This window comes from Maritimimonas sp. 2304DJ26-3 (genome assembly GCF_056591635.1).
This window is the reverse complement of sequence record NZ_JBWQOK010000005.1, coordinates 2501-5560: the sequence shown is the minus strand read 5'-3', so window position 1 is coordinate 5560 and position 3060 is coordinate 2501. Positions and strand designations below refer to the sequence as shown.

The 3060-nt window shown below is 47.2% G+C and carries 2 rRNA genes (1 of these 2 running past the window's edge); both read right to left on the bottom strand.

What is annotated here, in order from left to right:
• Window positions 1-42: 42 nt before the first annotated feature.
• A 5S ribosomal RNA gene (gene rrf, locus AC1EUV_RS13750) occupies window positions 43-151 on the bottom strand.
• A 117-nt stretch (window positions 152-268) separates the two neighbouring features.
• A 23S ribosomal RNA gene (locus AC1EUV_RS13745) occupies window positions 269-3060 on the bottom strand (it continues 81 nt past the right edge of the window).

Here is a 3060-nt window from a genome sequence, read left to right as displayed (position 1 = left end):
AAAAAACCCCTCATTAAAAAATAATGAGGGGTTTTTTAAAAAGAAAGGCGATGACCTACTCTTCCACCAGTGGCAGTACCATCGGCGCTGATAGGCTTAACTTCTCTGTTCGGAATGGGAAGAGGTGAGCCCTATCGCTATAATCACCTTAAGCTGTTTCGGTTGCTTTAACCGTATAAGTTGACATATTAAAATAATAATATTGTAAATAATTGCTTTTTTAAGTAAAAAAGAGTGGTCCTTCCCTCCTTTCGGAGGGAAAGATTGCGTACATAAGCCTATGGGTTATTAGTACTACTTGGCTATGACATTACTGCCTTTACACCTATAGCCTATCAACGTGGTAGTCTCCCACGACCCTTTAAAGAAATCTCATCTTGTGGTGGGTTTCGCGCTTATATGCTTTCAGCGCTTATCCCTTCCCGACGTAGCTACCCAGCAGTGCTCCTGGCGGAACAACTGGTACACTAGAGGTCAGTCCAATTCGGTCCTCTCGTACTAGAATCAGATCCACGCAAATTTCTAACGCCCGCTACAGATAGAGACCGAACTGTCTCACGACGTTCTGAACCCAGCTCGCGTGCCACTTTAATGGGCGAACAGCCCAACCCTTGGGACCTTCTCCAGCCCCAGGATGTGACGAGCCGACATCGAGGTGCCAAACCCCCCCGTCGATATGAGCTCTTGGGGGAGATCAGCCTGTTATCCCCGGAGTACCTTTTATCCTTTGAGCGATGGCCCTTCCATGCGGAACCACCGGATCACTATGCTCTTGTTTCCAACCTGATCGACGTGTATGTCTCTCAGTCAAGCACCCTTATGCCATTGCACTCTACGCACGGTTACCAAGCGTGCTGAGGGTACCTTTAGAAGCCTCCGTTACTCTTTTGGAGGCGACCACCCCAGTCAAACTACCCACCAAGCACTGTCCCCATTTCTGGGTTAGGCTTCAGATAAGCAAAGGGTGGTATTTCAACAATGACTCCACAACGCCTAGCGACGCCGCTTCAAAGTCTCCCACCTATCCTACACATTACTTATCCAAAGTCAATACTAAGCTATAGTAAAGGTTCACGGGGTCTTTTCGTCCCGTAGCGGGTAATCGGCATCTTCACCGATACTACAATTTCACCGAGCTCATGGCTGAGACAGTATCCAGATCGTTGCACCATTCGTGCAGGTCGGAACTTACCCGACAAGGAATTTCGCTACCTTAGGACCGTTATAGTTACGGCCGCCGTTTACTGGGGCTTCATTTCATTGCTTCGCCGAAGCTAACAACTCCACTTAACCTTCCAGCACCGGGCAGGTGTCAGGCCATATACATCATCTTTCAATTTAGCATAGCCCTGTGTTTTTGATAAACAGTCGCCTGGATCTTTTCACTGCGGCCCACCAGAGGTGGGCGACTCTTCTCCCGAAGTTACGAGTCTATTTTGCCTAGTTCCTTAGCCATGAATCTCTCGAGCACCTTAGAATTCTCATCCCAACTACCTGTGTCGGTTTACGGTACGGGTACTTTATATCTGAAGCTTAGAGGATTTTCTTGGAAGCGCTTAGGCACACTATCCACGCCGCCGAGGCTTTGTGGTACTATCCTGTTTTAGCAAGTCATGCGCATTTAACTACACAACTTATACCTACACAGTTCAACGAACTATTCCGTCAGTTCGCGGTGCTTTCATTACTCCGTCACCCCATCGCAATATAAAGTAGTACTGGAATATTAACCAGTTGTCCATCGACTACCCCTTTCGGGTTCGCCTTAGGTCCCGACTAACCCTCAGCTGATTAGCATCGCTGAGGAAACCTTAGTCTTTCGGTGTGCGGGTTTCTCACCCGCATTATCGTTACTTATGCCTACATTTTCTTTTGTAATCACTCCAGCATACCTCGCAGTACACCTTCAACGCAGATTACAATGCTCCCCTACCCAGTAATAAATTACTGCCATAGCTTCGGTAATATACTTATGCCCGATTATTATCCATGCTCGATCGCTCGACTAGTGAGCTGTTACGCACTCTTTAAATGAATGGCTGCTTCCAAGCCAACATCCTAGCTGTCTAGGCAATCAAACCTCGTTTATTCAACTTAGTATATATTTGGGGACCTTAGCTGATGGTCTGGGTTCTTTCCCTCTCGGACATGGACCTTAGCACCCATGCCCTCACTGCTGTGTATATTTTATAGCATTCGGAGTTTGTCAGGAATTGGTAGGCGGTGAAGCCCCCGCATCCAATCAGTAGCTCTACCTCTATAAAACTCTACCACAACGCTGCACCTAAATGCATTTCGGGGAGTACGAGCTATTTCCGAGTTTGATTGGCCTTTCACCCCTACCCACAGGTCATCCAAAGACTTTTCAACGTCAACTGGTTCGGTCCTCCACTGTGTGTTACCACAGCTTCAACCTGCCCATGGGTAGATCACTCGGTTTCGCGTCTACTACTACTAACTGTACGCCCTATTCAGACTCGCTTTCGCTACGGCTCCATGTCTTAAACATTTAACCTTGCTAGAAACAGTAACTCGTAGGCTCATTATGCAAAAGGCACGCCGTCACCAATAAATTGGCTCCGACCGCTTGTAGGCGTACGGTTTCAGGATCTCTTTCACTCCCTTACTTAGGGTTCTTTTCACCTTTCCCTCACGGTACTAGTTCACTATCGGTCTCTCAGGAGTATTTAGCCTTACCGGATGGTCCCGGTGGATTCATACAGGGTTTCACGTGCCCCGCACTACTCAGGATACTACTATCAATAACTCTCTTTACTTATACAGGGCTATCACCTTCTTTGGCCTGTCTTTCCAAACAGTTCTAATTCATTAAGCATCGAATATCGTAGTCCTACAACCCCAATATTGCCGTAACAACATTGGTTTGGGCTAATCCGCGTTCGCTCGCCACTACTAACGGAATCACTATTGTTTTCTCTTCCTCCGGTTACTTAGATGTTTCAGTTCACCGGGTTCACTCCTCTTACGAGGTAACATGTCTTCAACATGCTGGGTTGCCCCATTCGGATATCTACGGATCAAAAGTTATGTGCACTTCCC